Below are 16,073 nucleotides of genomic sequence, written 5' to 3'. Positions count from 1 at the left end.
TTACTCAGGGAAGGAGAATGGCCTCATGAAATTGAAGGCGCTTATTGTTATCACCCTGCTGTATTCGGCAGCCGCCAATGCGCAGGATAAATGGGCGTATCTCGACTACTGTGCGGTGTCGATGAAAAACATGGTAGCCAGCAGCAATCAGTCGTTAATGGTGGCCGAACACGTCAGTCTTCAGGATTTGGACGTCGAAGCTGAAGCGCATGACGATAACGTGATGTTTCAGCTATTCGACAAGCGGAAAAAAAGCACGCCAGATTCCCCCGGTGCCGGGATGCTCGGTTGGCTGACATACCATCCCGCGAGCAATACCCTGACGGATGGCAATGACACCGCGCTCCGGTTCGACCAGCAGAAAGGCAAACGCTATCAACACTGTTTATCCCGCATGCAAAGGTGTGCTGACATTAATCAGCAATTAGCGCTGGAGGCCACCATTGCGTCTCCGCGCTATGTGGTTACGGGGACATCACGGGCCTGGTTTTATGCCGCTCCCGTGCCTCAGTGCCGTAGTGAATCTGTTTTTATTGTCCCCGGCGATAGTGTCTCTCGCGTCGGATTCGTAGTCGCGCGTGATGACGACACCCAACAACGCTATCAGGCCTTACGCGGCAACGATCCGCACGATTATTTACTGGCGGGATTTAACAATGTTCATGGATGGGTAGAGGCTGATAATCTTGAGAGTGTGGATGAGGTTTGTGACGATGCCCGCGAAAAAGCGGGTATGACCACTCCCGCTGAGGATGATTTCATCACCCGAACGGTCGCCAACAACCGCCAGCGCTTATACTTCTACGATGCGCCCAATAAAGCGTGCCTTCGTGAAGAGAAAGCCTTTGTTGTGGATGGCGATCGCGTCCAGATGCTGAATAAGCCCGCATTCGCCGGATATCGGTTTATTCGTTATACCCATCCGGCAAGCCAGAAAATGACCGAAGGATGGGTCTCATCCGAAGGACTATCACTGCCCTGAAGACAAGACTTCCAGCGGCCAGTGAACGTAACTTTGCCACTGGCTTTCCTGCTCGATCAGCTCCGTGCCGAGCGGGTGATGGCTTAACCAGCCCGCAGGAAGGATCAGCGTCAGCTTTTCATCCGTGGCATCCAGAGTGATATCCGGCACCAAATCATCGCGTCGGCGGCTGGCGAACAGGATGGCCAGGCGCAATAAGCGGCACAGATGCTCAGCGACCCGTGGCGGGACCGCATTTTGCTGATGTAGCGAAGAGAGATCGACGGTACTGGTCTGATTCAGCAACAGGGTGGCCAGCAATTTTTTCTGCGCTGGCGTGAAACCGGGAAGATCGAGATTTTTAACCAGGTAAGCGGCATGTTGCGGCGCTGATTTAAAATCGACGCTCAAACCAATTTCATGTAATAAGCAGGCATTTACCAGCAGTTCGCGGCTGATTAGCTCCAGATCCCACGATTTTTCCAGCTGGCTTGCAAAACGTGATGCCAGTTTCGCGACACGTTGAGCCTGGTCGGTATCAACCATAAAACGACGCTGAATATTACGCATTGTGCGGCTGCGAATATCTTCCTCTACGGTGAGATGCAGCATCCCGTAGACCAGCCCTTCACGCAGTGCGCCGCCAGCCAGCGTCATACACTGAATATTTAATTCGGTGAAAATGGCGATCAGAATGGCAAGGCCGCTCGGGAAAACCAGCGCGCGCTCCAGCGTCAGACCTTCAATCTCTAACTCTTCAAGACGGCCGCACTGGATAGCCCGCTGTTTAAGCTGCTCAAGCTTAGCGAGGGTGATGCGTTCATCCATCCCCTGGGCCATCATGATTTCCTGCAACGCCTGCACCGTACCCGAGGCACCCACGCAGATTTTCCAGCCGTGATAGCGCAGCTCATCGGCGATCGGACGCAGCACCTCACGGGCGGCGTTCTCCGCCTCTTCAAAGTTGCTTTTGCCCAGATTACGATTGGAAAAATAGCGTTCAAGCCAGGTGACGCAACCCATGGAAAGACTGAATAAAGAAGTGGTTTGCGCACCGGTGCCGGTAACCAGTTCGGTACTGGCACCGCCAATATCAACCACCAGACGCTGATCGGCACCGCCGGTAGTATGCGCAACGCCCTGGTAGATCAGACGCGCTTCTTCTTCGCCCTTAATGACCTGCACGGGACAACCAAGAATTTCCTGCGCACGGGCAATAAACTCGCCCGCATTAACCGCAAGACGCAGCGTTGCCGTGGCGACGACGCGAATTTGTGGCTGGGGAATATCCTGTAGTCGCTCGGCAAACAGGCGCAGACACTGCCATCCGCGCTCCATGGCGTCGGGGGAGAGGACATTATTACTGCTCAGACCGGCCGCCAGCCTGACTTTGCGCTTGATACGGGCGACGGTCTGGATACTTCCCGCCACCTCGCGCACGACCAGCATATGAAAGCTATTGGATCCCAGATCGATGGCGGCGTAGAGCGAAGCGGCAGACGGCATTTTCGTTAACCCGGACGACGACGGTTACGCGGTGCGCCATTACGACGCGGTCCGTTGCCAGGACGCGGGCGCGTCAGGCGCAGCGGTCTTGGCAGATCGGTCATTAATGCATCCGGATTGTATTTGCTTACCGGAATGGAATGCCCGATGTAGGTTTCAATCGCCGGCACGTTCAGGGCGTACTCTTCACAGGCCAGGCTGATAGAGTGACCGCTTGCGCCTGCGCGACCAGTACGACCAATGCGGTGTACGTAGTCTTCGCAGTCATCCGGCATGTCATAGTTGAAGACATGAGTGACGGCAGGAATGTGCAGGCCACGCGCAGCAACGTCAGTGGCGACCAGAATGTCGAGATCGCCACGGGTGAACTCATCAAGAATACGCAGGCGTTTTTTCTGCGCCACGTCGCCGGTAAGCAGCCCAACACGGTGCCCATCAGCGGCCAGATGGCCCCAGATATCTTCACAGCGATGTTTGGTGTTAGCGAAAACAATCGCGCGGTCCGGCCACTCTTCTTCAATGAGCGTTTGCAGCAGGCGCATTTTTTCGTCGTTGGACGGGTAGAACAGCTCTTCTTTAATACGGTGGCCGGTTTTTTGTTCCGGTTCGACCTCAACGTATTCGGCGTTGTTCATCTGCTCAAACGCCAGTTCGCGTACGCGATAAGACAGGGTGGCGGAGAACAGCATATTCAGGCGCTGGTTGGTGGCCGGCATACGGCGGAACAGCCAACGGATATCTTTAATGAAGCCCAGATCGTACATACGATCGGCTTCGTCCAGTACAACGACCTGAATCGCGCCCAGGTTAATATGGTTTTGTTTGGCGTAGTCGATCAGGCGACCGGTGGTGCCGATCAGAATATCAACGCCGCTTTCCAGCACTTTAAGCTGTTTGTCGTAGCCGTCGCCGCCGTAAGCCAGACCCAATTTCAGGCCGGTCGTTTGCGCCAGCGGCTCTGCATCAGCATGGATCTGCACCGCCAGTTCGCGGGTCGGAGCCATAATTAATGCGCGCGGTTGGTTCACCTGACGACCGTCGATCGCCGGATGAGAAAGGAGATAATGAAACGTTGACGTCAGAAACGCCATCGTTTTCCCGGTACCGGTTTGCGCCTGCCCTGCAACATCACGACCTGCCAGCGTTAGCGGGAGGGCGAGTGCCTGAATGGGCGTGCAGTTATGAAACCCTTTAGTTTCAAGGGCTTCAATCACCTTAGGGTGCAGGGCGAAGTCGGAAAACTTCTGTTCTGTTAAATGTGTTTTGCTCATAGTGTGGTAGAATATCAGCTTACTATTGCTTTACGAAAGCGTATCCGGTGAAATAAAGTCAACCTTTAGTTGGTTAATGCAACATCAACAGTTGTTGTTTAATGCTACACCAGCATGCCAGGCTTATTCCTGTGGAGTTAAATATGAGCGATAAAATTATTCACCTGACTGACGACAGTTTTGACACGGATGTACTCAAAGCAGAAGGATTGGTTCTCGTTGATTTCTGGGCAGAGTGGTGCGGTCCGTGTAAAATGATTGCTCCGATTCTGGATGAAATCGCTGATGAATATCAGGGCAAACTGACGATTGCCAAGCTGAACATCGACCAGAATCCAGGCACTGCGCCGAAATACGGCATCCGCGGCATCCCGACGCTGCTGCTGTTCAAAAACGGTGAAGTGGCGGCGACCAAAGTGGGCGCGCTGTCCAAAGGCCAGTTGAAAGAGTTCCTGGACGCTAACTTAGCGTAAGGCATTTCTTTTCGCGGCGTCCGTTATCCTTAAATTGACAGGATCTCTGGACGCCCGGCCTGAGTCGTGCTAAGTTAGTTTTGACTTCGTTTTAAACATATCTTGTTGTACCCACTGCTTCCCATAAGAAGCAGAAAGAATCCGGGCTTGTCGCTCAATCCGTCTTGTCGTTTCAGTTCTGCGTACTCTCCTGTGACCAGACAGCGAACAGACATGAGCCGATGGCCGTTAACAGGCATGGATGACCCTGCCATACCATTCACACATTAAGTTCGAGATTTACCCCGAGTTTAAGAACCCACACCACTATGAATCTTACCGAATTAAAGAATACGCCGGTTTCTGAGCTGATTACTCTCGGCGAAAATATGGGACTGGAAAACCAGGCTCGTATGCGCAAGCAGGACATTATTTTTGCCATCCTGAAGCAGCATGCTAAGAGTGGCGAAGATATCTTTGGTGACGGTGTACTGGAGATATTGCAGGACGGATTTGGTTTCCTCCGCTCCGCAGACAGCTCCTACCTCGCCGGTCCTGATGACATCTACGTTTCCCCTAGCCAAATCCGCCGTTTCAACCTCCGCACTGGTGATACCATCTCTGGTAAGATTCGCCCGCCGAAAGAAGGCGAACGTTACTTTGCGCTGTTGAAAGTCAATGAAGTTAACTACGACAAACCAGAAAACGCGCGTAATAAGATCCTCTTCGAGAACTTAACGCCGCTGCATGCGAACTCTCGCCTGCGTATGGAACGTGGTAACGGCTCTACCGAAGACTTAACGGCTCGCGTACTGGATCTGGCTTCGCCGATCGGTCGCGGTCAGCGTGGCCTGATTGTGGCACCGCCGAAAGCCGGTAAAACCATGCTGCTGCAAAATATCGCGCAGAGCATCGCGTATAACCATCCTGACTGCGTGCTGATGGTACTGCTGATTGACGAACGTCCGGAAGAAGTGACCGAGATGCAGCGTCTGGTAAAAGGTGAAGTTGTGGCTTCTACCTTTGACGAACCGGCATCCCGCCACGTTCAGGTTGCAGAAATGGTGATCGAGAAGGCCAAGCGCCTGGTTGAGCATAAGAAAGACGTGATCATTCTGCTCGACTCCATCACCCGTCTGGCGCGTGCCTATAACACCGTAGTGCCGGCATCAGGTAAAGTCCTGACCGGTGGTGTGGACGCTAACGCCCTGCACCGTCCGAAGCGCTTCTTCGGCGCGGCGCGTAACGTGGAAGAGGGCGGCAGCCTGACCATCATCGCAACGGCGCTGGTCGATACCGGCTCTAAAATGGATGAGGTCATCTACGAAGAGTTTAAAGGCACCGGTAACATGGAACTGCATCTGGCCCGTAAGATCGCTGAAAAACGCGTCTTCCCGGCTATCGATTACAACCGTTCCGGTACCCGTAAAGAAGAGCTGCTCACCACTCAGGAAGAGCTGCAGAAAATGTGGATCCTGCGCAAAATCATTCACCCGATGGGCGAAATCGACGCAATGGAATTCCTCATCAATAAACTGGCAATGACCAAAACCAACGACGACTTCTTCGACATGATGAAACGCTCGTAAGTAAAGATTTGTCAAAAAAACGCCACGCTATCGCGTGGCGTTTTTGTTTTCTGTTGCCTACGCTTTAATTAACAATATTAAAAGGGCATGGAGCCTGCAGAAGTTGCTGTCTGACTGATATTTGTCAGATTTTCCTGAAGTCAGATCAGAGTTTTCCTTCTGGATAGGTTGCTTCGTGGTTATACTTCTGACACAACAATTATTTGAGAGTGTGAATTGTGAATTTACTGGCTGCAGCAGCTGATCTGATCAGTATATTTCTGTTCACTACCTTATTTCTTTTTTTTGCGCGTAAGGTAGCTATAAGAGTCGGGTTGGTGGATAAACCCAACTTCCGCAAGCGGCATCAGGGGTTGATCCCGTTAGTGGGGGGCATCTCTGTTTTTGCCGGTATCTGTTTCACCTTCGAAATTATTAATTACTATATTCCGCATGCCTCGCTTTATCTGTTGTGTGCTGGCGTACTGGTTTTCGTCGGTGCGCTGGATGACAGATTCGATATCAGTGTTAAATTTCGTGCAACGGTACAGGCCATCGTCGGTATCGTAATGATAAGCGTGGCTAATCTTCATCTGAGTAGCCTGGGTTATATTTTCGGCCCGTGGGAGCTGGTTCTCGGTCCCTTTGGTTTTCTTCTTACGCTGTTTGCCGTCTGGGCGGCAATTAATGCCTTTAACATGGTTGATGGCATCGACGGACTGCTGGGCGGGTTGTCCAGCGTCTCGTTCGGGGCCATTGGCCTGATCCTGTGGTTTGATGGGCAAACCAGCCTGGCGATGTGGTGTTTTGCTATGATTGCCGCCATCCTGCCTTACATCCTGCTGAATCTGGGGGCGCTGGGCCGCCGTTATAAAGTCTTTATGGGCGATGCGGGAAGCACGCTGATTGGCTTTACGATTATCTGGATACTATTGGAAACCACCCAGGGCAAAACGCATCCTATCAGCCCGGTGACTGCACTGTGGATCATCGCTATTCCCCTGATGGATATGGTGGCAATTATGTACCGCCGCCTGCGTAAAGGTATGAGCCCTTTCTCACCTGACCGTCAGCACATCCACCATCTTATTATGCGTGCCGGTTTTACTTCTCGTCAGGCTTTTGTTCTTATTACGCTTGCCGCTGCGCTGCTGGCCGCCATTGGGGTGATTGCTGAAGCGACGCATATTGTTCCAGAATGGGTCATGCTGATACTCTTTTTGGTCGCCTTTTTCCTGTATGGCTACTGTATCAAGCGGGCCTGGAAAGTGGCGCGTTTTATTAAACGCATGAAGCGTAGAGCGCGTCGGCCTGGTAGTCGTAACCCAAAATTAACCAAATAAATCTGAGGAAGTGATGACTCAACCATTATCAGGAGCACAGGCAGTGAGCGCTGAGAATGAACTGGATATTCGCGGGCTGTTTCGTACATTGTGGGCAGGAAAACTGTGGATAGTGGGAATGGCGCTGCTGTTTGCTCTGGTTGCTCTGCTTTACACTTTCTTTGCACGCCAGGAATGGGGCGCGACGGCAATCACCGACCGGCCTACCGTAAATATGCTGGGGGGCTTCTATTCTCAGCAGCAGTTTTTACGCAATCTCGATGCCAGGGCGAATCAGGTGCCGGTCGAGCAGCCATCGGTAATGGACGATTCCTACAAAGAGTTCATTGTGCAACTGGCGTCCTGGGATACCCGCCGGGATTTCTGGTCACAAACCGATTATTACAAACAGCGGATGGTTGGCAACTCCAGAGCCGACGCGGCGCTACTGGACGATCTGATTAACGATATCCAGTTTATGCCGGGCGATGCGCTTAAAAGCATCAGCGACAGCGTTAAACTGACGGCGGAAACCGCGCAGGACGCCAATAACTTGCTGCGTCAGTATGTGGCTTTCGCCAGCCAGCGCGCGGCGGGTCATTTGAATGACGAGCTGAAAGGGGCGTGGTCTGCGCGCACTATCCAGATGAAAGCGCAGGTAAAGCGCCAGGAAGCGGTGGCAAAAGCTATTTACGACCGCCGGGTAAAAAACATCGAACAGGCGTTAACCGTCGCCCAGCAGCACAACATTTCCCGCAGTGAAACCGATGTCCCGGCAGAGGAATTACCCGATTCAGAACTGTTCTTGCTGGGTCGCCCAATGCTTCAGGCGAGGCTGGAAAATTTGCAGGCGGTGGGACCGGAGTTTGATCTGGATTACGATCAGAACCGGGCAATGCTGACGACGCTGAATGTTGGCCCCATACTGGACCCGCGTTTTCAGACCTATCGGTATTTGCGTACGCCGGAAGAACCTGTAAAACGTGACAGCCCTCGTCGTGCCTTCCTGATGATCATGTGGGGTATTGTGGGTGCGTTAATAGGCTCCGGGGTTGCACTAGTGCGCCGCCGTGTTCGCTAAACGCCGCATCTGTAATGAAGGCCGTTGGCCTTCATTATCCAATCGAAGAGAATCGATGTGAAAGTACTGACTGTATTCGGCACTCGACCAGAAGCCATCAAAATGGCTCCTCTGGTTCATGCGCTGGCAAAGGATCCTCATTTTGAGGCAAAAGTATGCGTCACTGCGCAGCATCGGGAGATGCTCGATCAGGTGCTGCACCTTTTTTCTATTATCCCGGATTACGATCTCAACATCATGAGTCCGGGACAGGGACTGACCGAAATTACCTGCCGTATTTTGCAGGGGCTGAAACCTATTCTTGAGTCGTTTAAGCCGGACGTCGTGCTGGTTCACGGCGATACCACCACGACCATCGCCACCAGCCTGGCGGCGTTTTATCAGCGCATTCCTGTGGGGCACGTTGAGGCGGGCCTGCGTACCGGCGATCTCAATTCGCCGTGGCCGGAAGAAGGCAACCGCATGTTAACCGGCCGCCTGGCCACATGGCATTTTGCGCCGACGGAAAATTCGCGCCAGAATCTGCGCGATGAAAATACCCTCGACGAACAGATTTTCGTTACCGGCAATACCGTGATTGACGCCCTGTTCTGGGTGCGCGATCGGGTGATGGCGGATGAAGCGCTGCGCGCTGAACTGACCGCGCGTTACCCGTTTCTCAACAATGGCAAGAAGATGATTCTGGTCACCGGCCACCGTCGCGAAAGCTTCGGCAAAGGCTTTGAACAAATTTGTCACGCGCTGGCAGACATCGCCGCGCAAAATCGCGACGTACAGATTGTCTATCCGGTTCACCTGAATCCTAACGTCAGCGAGCCGGTAAACCGCATCCTTGGCCACGTCGACAACGTGATCCTGATTGAGCCGCAGGACTACCTGCCATTCGTCTGGCTGATGAATCACGCGTGGCTGATCCTGACTGATTCCGGCGGTATTCAGGAAGAAGCGCCTTCGCTGGGCAAACCGGTACTGGTGATGCGCGATACCACCGAGCGTCCTGAAGCCGTTGAGGCGGGGACAGTAAGGCTGGTGGGCACGGATCGCGAAGATATTGTTAAGCAGGTCACGCGCCTGCTGTACGACGACGATGAGTATCAGGCGATGAGCCGCGCGCACAATCCTTACGGCGACGGCAAAGCCTGTGAACGCATTCTGGATGCACTGAAAAACAATCAGGTAACGCTATGAGTTTTAATACGATTTCCGTTATTGGCCTTGGTTACATCGGCCTGCCTACCGCTGCGGCCTTTGCTTCCCGGCAAAAGCAGGTTGTTGGTGTAGACATTAATCAGCACGCGGTTGATACCATTAATCGCGGCCAGATCCATATTGTTGAACCAGACCTGGATAACGTCGTTAAAGCGGCGGTTGAGGGTGGCTATCTGCGTGCCAGCACAACGCCGGTGGAAGCGGATGCCTGGCTGATTGCCGTGCCAACGCCCTTCAAAGGCGATCATGAGCCGGACATGGTCTACGTTGAGGCGGCGGCGAAATCCATTGCCCCGGTGCTGAAAAAAGGCGCGCTGGTGATCCTCGAATCCACCTCGCCGGTGGGTGCCACCGAACAAATGGCCGAGTGGCTGGCGGAAATGCGCCCGGACCTGAGCTTCCCGCAGCAGGCGGGCGAGCAGGCAGATGTCAATATCGCCTACTGCCCGGAGCGCGTGCTGCCGGGGCAAGTCATGGTTGAGCTGATCAAAAATGACCGCGTGATTGGCGGCATGACGCCGGTGTGCTCCGCGCGCGCCAGCGAGCTGTATAACATCTTTCTGGAAGGTGAGTGTGTCGTCACCAACTCGCGCACGGCGGAGATGTGCAAGCTGACGGAAAACAGCTTCCGCGACGTGAACATCGCCTTTGCGAACGAACTTTCCCTTATCTGCGCCGATCAGGGGATTAACGTCTGGGAGCTGATTCGTCTGGCGAATCGCCACCCACGCGTGAATATCCTCCAGCCCGGTCCGGGCGTGGGCGGTCACTGTATCGCGGTTGACCCGTGGTTTATCGTGGCGCAAAACCCCGAGCAGGCGCGCCTCATCCGCACCGCGCGTGAAGTTAACGATCATAAGCCGCACTGGGTAATTGATCAGGTGAAAGCGGCGGTTGCCGACTGCCTGACCGCCAGCGGCAAGCGAGCCAGCGAGATTAAAATTGCCTGCTTCGGTCTGGCCTTTAAGCCAAACATCGACGATCTGCGTGAAAGCCCGGCGATGGAAATCGCCAAACTGATCGCCGGATGGCACAGCGGTGAAACGCTGGTGGTAGAGCCGAATATCCATGAACTGCCGAAAAAACTGGCCGGTTGCTGTACGCTGGTGGATACGCAGCAGGCGTTGAACGACGCCGATGTGCTGGTGATGCTGGTCGATCATAATGAATTTAAAGCGATTAGTGGTGACAGCCTGACCCAGCAATACGTGGTCGACACTAAAGGTGTCTGGCACTGATGCTTTGCGCCCGCGTTGAGCCGCTCGACTGGGAAAGCGCGTTCTTTGGGCTGCAAAGCGCCATTGTGCGTATTGACGACAGCGCGGCAGAATTAACCACTAACGCGCTTTCCGGCTGGTCACGAGTGCAGGCAAAAATACCGGCAGACCGTGCAGACTGGCTGGATGCGCTACAACAGTTAGGTTTTCGGCTGGTGGAAGGTGAAGTCGATCTGGGGCTCACGGTGAAACCCGGCATCTCTGTTGCCGCTGAAGTGGCGACAGAGTCGGATATCCCGGCGCTGCGTGACATGGCCGCGCAGGACTTTGCGCTGAGCCGTTTTCGTGCGCCGTGGTATCCGCCGCAGGACAGCGGGCGCTTTTATGCCCGCTGGATTGAAAACGCGGTGCGCGGCACCTTTGATCACCAGTGCCTGCTATTACGGGCGGAAAGCGGCGATATCCGCGGGTATGTCTCGCTGCGTGAGCTTAATGAAACCGACGCGCGTATCGGCCTGCTGGCCGGACGCGGTGCGGGTGCGGAACTGATGCAGGCGGCGCTGAACTGGGCGCAGGCCCGCGGCAAAAAAACAGTGCGGGTGGCGACCCAGGTGGGCAACACCGCCGCGCTTAAACGTTACATTCAGAGCGGTGCGAACGTAGAAAGCACCGCGTTCTGGCTATACAGGTGACAAGATGATCCCATTTAATGCGCCTCCCGTGGTGGGAACCGAAATCGAGTATATGCAATCGGCAATGGGCAGCGGCAAGCTCTGCGGCGACGGCGGCTATACCCGCCGCTGTCAGCAGTGGATGGAGCAGCGTTTTGGCAGCGCGAAAGTGCTGCTGACGCCGTCCTGCACCGCGTCGCTGGAGATGGCAGCGCTGCTGCTGGACATCGGTCCTGGCGATGAAGTCATCATGCCGAGCTACACCTTCGTCTCCACCGCCAACGCCTTCGTGCTGCGCGGCGCGAAAATCATCTTCGTTGATATCCGTCCGGATACCATGAACATCGACGAAACGCTGATTGAAGCGGCCATCACCGATAAAACCCGTGCGATTGTCCCGGTGCATTACGCGGGCGTAGCCTGCGAGATGGACACCATCATGGCAATCGCCAAAAAGCACGACCTGTTTGTGGTCGAAGATGCCGCGCAGGGCGTAATGTCTACCTACAAAGGCCGCGCGCTGGGCACTATCGGTCATATCGGCTGCTTTAGCTTTCACGAAACCAAAAACTACACCGCCGGCGGCGAAGGCGGCGCGACGCTGATTAACGACCGCAAGCTGATCGAGCGGGCGGAAATCATCCGCGAAAAGGGCACCAACCGCAGCCAGTTCTTCCGTGGCCAGGTGGATAAATACACGTGGCGCGATATTGGTTCCAGCTATCTGATGGCCGATTTGCAGGCAGCCTACCTGTGGGCGCAGCTGGAAGCGGCCGATCGCATTAATCAGCAGCGTCTGGCGCTGTGGCAAACTTATTACGATGCGCTGTCGCCGCTGGCGAAAGCCGGGCGTATTGAGCTGCCGTCCTGCCCGTCAGACTGTGCTCACAACGCGCATATGTTCTATATCAAGCTGCGCGATATGGACGATCGCAGCCGCCTGATTGCGTGGCTGAAAGAAGCGGAAATCCTCGCGGTATTCCACTACATCCCGCTGCATGATTGTCCGGCAGGCGAGAAATTCGGCGAGTTTTTTGGTGAAGATCGGTATACCACGCGTGAAAGTGAGCGTTTGCTTCGCCTGCCGCTGTTCTTTAACCTGGCTCCTGTTAATCAGCGCACGGTGATCAACTCGTTATTAAGTTACTTCGCCTGAGATGTCGCTGGCGAAGGCTTCAGTGTGGACTGCCGCGTCCACACTGGTGAAAATCGGCGCGGGACTGCTGGTGGTCAAACTGCTGGCGGTCTCCTACGGCCCGTCAGGCGTGGGTCAGGCGGGTAACTTCCGCCAGTTAGTCACCGTCCTCGGCGTGCTCGCCGGGGCTGGCATTTTTAACGGAGTGACGAAATTTGTCGCCCAGGCGCATGACGATCCGGCGCAGCTACGCACGGTGGTCGGCACCTCGTCGGCGATGGTGCTGGTTTTCTCCACGCTGCTGGCGCTGGTCTTTCTACTGGCCGCCGCGCCCATCAGCCAGGGGCTGTTCGGGCATACCCACTATCAGGGGCTGGTACGTTTAGTCGCGCTGGTACAGATGGGTATTGCCTGGGCCAACCTGCTGCTGGCGTTTATTAAGGGTTTTCGCGATGCGGCGGGCAATGCGCTGGCGCTGATTGCGGGCAGCGTTATTGGCGTTGTGGCCTATTACGGCTGTTATCGCTTCGGCGGCTACGAAGGCGCGCTGCTGGGGCTGGCACTGGTGCCTGCGCTGGTAGCGATCCCGGCGGCGCTGGTGCTGATGAAACGCCGTACCATCCCGTTGCACTATCTCAAACCGCGGTGGGACAAATGGCTGGCGGGTCAGTTAGGCAAATTTACCCTGATGGCGCTCATCACCTCGGTGACGCTGCCGGTGGCCTATGTGATGATGCGAAACCTGCTGGCGGCGCATTATAGCTGGGACGATGTGGGGATCTGGCAGGGCGTAAGCAGCATCTCTGATGCCTACCTGCAATTTATCACCGCCTCGTTTAGCGTTTACCTGCTGCCGACGCTCTCCAGGCTGACGACGAAGCAGGAAATTAGCCGGGAGATTGTCCGATCGCTGACGTTCGTGCTGCCTGCGGTGGCGGCGGCCAGTTTTACCGTCTGGCTGCTGCGCGACTTTGCCATCTGGCTGCTGTTTTCGACAAAGTTTGCGGCGATGCGCGATCTCTTTGCCTGGCAGCTGGTCGGCGACGTACTGAAAGTGGGCGCTTACGTCTATGGCTATCTGGTGATCGCCAAAGCCTCACTGCGATTCTACATTCTGGCCGAAATCAGCCAGTTTGTTCTGCTGATGGCCTTTTCGCATTGGTTGATCCCGGCGCATGGCGCGCTGGGAGCAGCCCAGGCCTATATGGCGACGTATATTATTTATTTCACGCTCTGTAGCGGCGTATTTTTACTTTGGCGTAGACGGGCATGACAGCACTGATACATGTACTGGGATCGGACGTCCCACATCACAACCAGACCGTCCTGCGGTTCTTCAATGATGAACTTGCCGCCACGGGCGAGCACGCGCGCGAGTTTATGGTCGTGGGAAGCGGTGCGGTGTTTCCGGCGCTGTCATTGACCTTTTACCCGGATAAAAAAACGCTGGCGCAGGCCGTGATCGCCAGGGCGAAAGCCGACCGGACGCAGCGCTTTTTCTTCCACGGCCAGTTTAATACCGGACTGTGGCTGGCGCTGCTGAGCGGTGGCATCAAGCCGCAACAGGTGAGCTGGCATATCTGGGGAGCGGATCTGTATGAGATCTCGCACGGGCTAAAATTCCGCCTGTTTTATCCGTTGCGTCGTCTGGCGCAGGGCCGGGTAGGCTGCGTGTTTGCCACGCGCGGCGACCTGAGCTATTTTGCCGAACGTCATCCAGAGGTGCGCGGCGAACTGCTTTACTTCCCGACCCGGATGGAGCCTTCGCTCAATACTATGGCCGACACCCTTCACCGTGACGGCAAGCTGACGGTCTTAATTGGCAATTCCGGCGATCGCAGTAACGATCACATTGCCGCGTTAAAAGCCGTGCATCAGCAATTTGGCGACACGGTGAATGCGATTGTGCCTATGGGCTATCCGCCCAATAATGAGACGTATATTGCGGAAGTACGTCAGGCCGGGCTGGCGCTGTTCAGCGAGGAGAATCTGCAGATCCTCAGCGAGAAGCTGGAATTTGATGACTATCTGGCGCTGCTGAAGCGCTGTGACCTGGGCTACTTTATTTTTGCCCGCCAGCAGGGAATTGGCACGCTATGCTTGCTGATCCAGGCGGGCGTGCCCTGCGTACTGAACCGGGAAAATCCGTTCTGGCAGGATATGACGGAGCAGCATATTCCGGTGCTGTTTACCACCGACACGCTGAATGAAGCCGTCGTCCGCGAAGCTCAGCGCCAGCTATCCTTGGTCGATAAAAACAGCATCACGTTCTTCCGGCCTAACTACCTGAAACCATGGCTCCGGGCGCTGCGAATTGCGGCAGGGGAGGAAGCATGAGTCAGATGCAGTTCTGCGGCCTGCTGGTGGTCTGGCTGCTCTCTACGCTGTTTATCGCCACGCTGACGTACTTCGAGTTTCGGCGGGTGCGTTTTAACTTTAACGTCTTCTTTTCACTGCTGTTTTTGCTGACTTTTTTCTTTGGCTTTCCACTGACCTGTATTCTGGTGTTTCGCTTCGATGTTGGCGTGGCGCCTCCGGAAATCCTGCTCCAGGCGCTGCTGGCCGCGGCCTGTTTCTATGCGGTCTATTATGTGACGTATAAAACGCGGCTACGCTCTGCCGAACGCCTGACGCCACGGCGACCGCTGTTTACCATGAACCGGGTCGAGACGCATCTCACCTGGATCCTGCTGATGGGCATTGCGCTGCTGAGCGTCGGCATCTTCTTTATGCATAACGGCTTCCTGCTGTTCCGGCTGCACTCCTACAGCGAAATCTTCTCCAGCGAAGTGTCCGGCGTGGCCCTGAAGCGCTTCTTCTACTTCTTTATTCCGGCGATGCTGGTGCTCTATTTCCTGCGTCAGGATGCGCAGGCATGGCTGTTTTTCCTCGTCAGCACCGTGGCCTTCGGCATGCTGACCTATATGATCGTCGGCGGCACGCGTGCCAATATCATCATTGCCTTTGCCATTTTCCTGTTTATCGGGATTATTCGCGGCTGGATTTCACTGTGGATGCTGGCGGCGGCGGGGGCGTTCGGCATTGTTGGCATGTTCTGGCTGGCGCTCAAGCGCTACGGACTGAACGTCAGCGGCGACGAGGCGTTTTACACCTTCCTGTATCTGACGCGCGATACCTTCTCGCCGTGGGAAAACCTGGCGCTGCTGCTGCAAAACTACGACAAAATCGAGTTTCAGGGGCTGGCGCCTATCGTGCGCGACTTCTACGTGTTTATCCCCACCTGGCTGTGGCCTGACCGGCCGGGGATTGTCCTGAATACGGCCAACTATTTTACCTGGGAAGTGCTTAACAACCATTCCGGACTGGCGATCTCGCCGACGCTGATTGGCTCGCTGGTGGTGATGGGCGGAGCCTGGTTTATACCGCTCGGCGCGGTCACCGTAGGGCTGATTATCAAATGGTTCGACTGGCTTTATACCCTGGGTAACCGGGAGACGAATCGCTATAAATCGGCGATCCTGCACAGCTTCTGTTTTGGCGCTATCTTCAACATGATCGTGCTGGCGCGTGAAGGTCTGGACTCATTTGTTTCGCGCGTGGTCTTTTTCCTGGCGATTTTCGGCCTCTGTTTGCTGGCGGCCAAACTGTTGTACTGGCTGTTTGAAAGCGCGGGCCTGATCCGCAGGCGTTTCCGGCCGCTGCCGCAACCTCAAGTCTGA

At 55.1% G+C, this 16,073-nt stretch carries 14 protein-coding genes and 1 pseudogene; 13 read left to right on the top strand and 2 right to left on the bottom strand.

The annotated features are described in order from the left end of the window. Nucleotides 1-25 precede the first annotated feature (25 nt). Nucleotides 26-982, top strand: a complete 957-nt coding sequence (locus P0H77_RS22000) for a hypothetical protein (RefSeq protein WP_276159254.1) — start codon at nt 26-28, stop codon at nt 980-982. On the opposite strand, the gene gppA is transcribed toward P0H77_RS22000, so the two are convergent. Then, entirely contained in the window at nt 971-2,467 is a 1,497-nt protein-coding gene (gene gppA / locus P0H77_RS21995; RefSeq protein ID WP_276159253.1) for a guanosine-5'-triphosphate,3'-diphosphate diphosphatase, read from the bottom strand. The two genes, P0H77_RS22000 and gppA, sit on opposite strands and share 12 nt — an antisense overlap. Before the next feature lie 5 nt (nt 2,468-2,472). Then, the gene (gene rhlB / locus P0H77_RS21990) at nt 2,473-3,738 is read right to left on the bottom strand and encodes an ATP-dependent RNA helicase RhlB (RefSeq protein WP_276159252.1); all 1,266 of its coding nucleotides are present in this window, start codon (nt 3,736-3,738) and stop codon (nt 2,473-2,475) included. 143 nt (nt 3,739-3,881) lie between these two features. Between rhlB and trxA the strand changes: the two genes are divergently transcribed. The 12 genes and pseudogenes from trxA to wzyE all read left to right on the top strand — a co-directional run bounded on the left by trxA (nt 3,882) and on the right by wzyE (nt 16,073). Next, nucleotides 3,882-4,211, top strand: a complete 330-nt coding sequence (trxA, locus tag P0H77_RS21985; protein WP_049839509.1) for a thioredoxin TrxA — start codon at nt 3,882-3,884, stop codon at nt 4,209-4,211. Nucleotides 4,212-4,334: 123 nt separating this feature from the next. Continuing rightward, a pseudogene (locus P0H77_RS21980) lies at nt 4,335-4,433 on the top strand (hypothetical protein); the annotation flags it as partial. Between the two features lie 86 nt (nt 4,434-4,519). Then, nucleotides 4,520-5,779 (top strand): transcription termination factor Rho, encoded by a 1,260-nt coding sequence (gene rho / locus P0H77_RS21975; RefSeq protein ID WP_049839510.1) that lies wholly within the window; start codon nt 4,520-4,522, stop codon nt 5,777-5,779. A 218-nt stretch (nt 5,780-5,997) separates the two neighbouring features. Then, on the top strand, nt 5,998-7,101 hold the full coding sequence (gene wecA / locus P0H77_RS21970; RefSeq protein WP_276159251.1) for a UDP-N-acetylglucosamine--undecaprenyl-phosphate N-acetylglucosaminephosphotransferase: 1,104 nt from the start codon (nt 5,998-6,000) through the stop codon (nt 7,099-7,101). A gap of 13 nt (nt 7,102-7,114) precedes the next feature. Continuing rightward, nucleotides 7,115-8,161, top strand: coding sequence for an ECA polysaccharide chain length modulation protein (wzzE, locus tag P0H77_RS21965; protein WP_276159250.1), 1,047 nt, complete (start codon nt 7,115-7,117; stop codon nt 8,159-8,161). A 57-nt stretch (nt 8,162-8,218) separates the two neighbouring features. Next, the gene (gene wecB / locus P0H77_RS21960; protein ID WP_276159249.1) at nt 8,219-9,349 is read left to right on the top strand and encodes a UDP-N-acetylglucosamine 2-epimerase (non-hydrolyzing); all 1,131 of its coding nucleotides are present in this window, start codon (nt 8,219-8,221) and stop codon (nt 9,347-9,349) included. Further along, nucleotides 9,346-10,608, top strand: a complete 1,263-nt coding sequence (gene wecC / locus P0H77_RS21955; RefSeq protein WP_276159248.1) for a UDP-N-acetyl-D-mannosamine dehydrogenase — start codon at nt 9,346-9,348, stop codon at nt 10,606-10,608. Before wecB ends, wecC begins: the two co-directional genes overlap by 4 nt. Further along, nucleotides 10,605-11,279 carry a dTDP-4-amino-4,6-dideoxy-D-galactose acyltransferase gene (gene rffC, locus P0H77_RS21950; RefSeq protein WP_276165200.1) on the top strand — a complete coding sequence of 225 codons (675 nt, stop codon included), beginning with the start codon at nt 10,605-10,607 and terminating at the stop codon, nt 11,277-11,279. The genes wecC and rffC overlap by 4 nt, the downstream gene beginning before the upstream one ends. Nucleotides 11,280-11,283: 4 nt before the next feature. After that, nucleotides 11,284-12,414 carry a dTDP-4-amino-4,6-dideoxygalactose transaminase gene (gene rffA, locus P0H77_RS21945; RefSeq protein ID WP_276159247.1) on the top strand — a complete coding sequence of 377 codons (1,131 nt, stop codon included), beginning with the start codon at nt 11,284-11,286 and terminating at the stop codon, nt 12,412-12,414. A 1-nt stretch (nt 12,415) separates the two neighbouring features. Next, complete coding sequence (gene wzxE / locus P0H77_RS21940; RefSeq protein ID WP_276159246.1) at nt 12,416-13,666, top strand: lipid III flippase WzxE; 1,251 nt, start codon at nt 12,416-12,418, stop codon at nt 13,664-13,666. After that, nucleotides 13,663-14,730 (top strand): TDP-N-acetylfucosamine:lipid II N-acetylfucosaminyltransferase, encoded by a 1,068-nt coding sequence (locus P0H77_RS21935; protein WP_276159245.1) that lies wholly within the window; start codon nt 13,663-13,665, stop codon nt 14,728-14,730. Before wzxE ends, P0H77_RS21935 begins: the two co-directional genes overlap by 4 nt. After that, on the top strand, nt 14,727-16,073 hold the full coding sequence (gene wzyE / locus P0H77_RS21930) for an ECA oligosaccharide polymerase (protein ID WP_276159244.1): 1,347 nt from the start codon (nt 14,727-14,729) through the stop codon (nt 16,071-16,073). The genes P0H77_RS21935 and wzyE overlap by 4 nt, the downstream gene beginning before the upstream one ends.

Origin of the sequence: Superficieibacter sp. HKU1 (genome assembly GCF_029319185.1) — a bacterium.
Taxonomy (GTDB): Bacteria; Pseudomonadota; Gammaproteobacteria; order Enterobacterales; family Enterobacteriaceae; genus Superficieibacter.
Note: the sequence above shows the minus strand (reverse complement) of the source record. Positions and strands in the feature narration are given on the sequence as shown.